This window comes from Bacillus sp. G16 (assembly GCF_021282335.1).
GTDB classification, from domain to species: Bacteria; Bacillota; Bacilli; order Bacillales; family Bacillaceae; genus Bacillus; species Bacillus inaquosorum.
Map to the genome: position 1 here is coordinate 1 of NZ_JAJSOZ010000052.1, position 680 is coordinate 680.

Below are 680 nucleotides of genomic sequence, written 5' to 3' on the forward strand. Positions count from 1 at the left end.
TACATACAGAAATGTTTTTCTGCTATAGAACAATTAAATTTAGAAAAAGAAAAAAAAGAGTTAATAAAGGAAAGCTTATTGAGTTATAAAAAGGGGGATAAAGATGCAAGACCTAATTAACTACTTTTTAAATTATCCTGAGGTTTTAAAAAAATTGAAAAATAAAGAAGCCTGCCTTATAGGTTTTGATGTGCAAGAAACTGAAACAATAATTAAAGCTTATAATGATTATTATTTGTCTGGCCCAATAACCCGTGAATGGGATGGTTAATAGGTGGATTTACATTGAAGAACTTAATAAAAAAATTCACATTAGCTGTAATTGTTTTGAGCATCCTCTATATATGCTATATAACTTATATAACTATGAATGGAATTATTATTGGGACTAAGGTTCTTAAAAATGATAAAAGTCAATTTGTGATAGAAGAAATATCAGAATCTTCATATGGACAATTTGTTGGTTTGAGACAGGGAGATATCATATTAAAAATTAATGAAGAAAAACCTTCAGACAAACATTTGAAATGGGGATATTTGAGTCATATTAACAGTTTGGATATTTTGAGAAGTGGAAAAAAGATTCTTCTCAAAGATTTTGATTTAGTTACTCTAAATAGATCTTATAGTTTTTTTCTGTTCGTACTTCCTTTGGTTTTTTATTTTTTAAGCATAATATG

General features: G+C 26.9%; 1 protein-coding gene and 2 pseudogenes. All 3 read left to right on the forward strand.

Features of this window, described 5'->3' with window-relative positions; translation table 11 throughout:
- A pseudogene (locus LWH95_RS21440) lies at positions 1–116 on the forward strand (competence protein ComQ); the annotation flags it as partial.
- The gene (gene comX, locus LWH95_RS21445) at positions 104–271 is read left to right on the forward strand and encodes a competence pheromone ComX (RefSeq protein ID WP_100505762.1); all 168 of its coding nucleotides are present in this window, start codon (positions 104–106) and stop codon (positions 269–271) included. The pseudogene LWH95_RS21440 and the gene comX, both read left to right, overlap by 13 nt.
- A gap of 14 nt (positions 272–285) precedes the next feature.
- Positions 286–680: pseudogene (locus LWH95_RS21450) on the forward strand (histidine kinase); the annotation flags it as partial.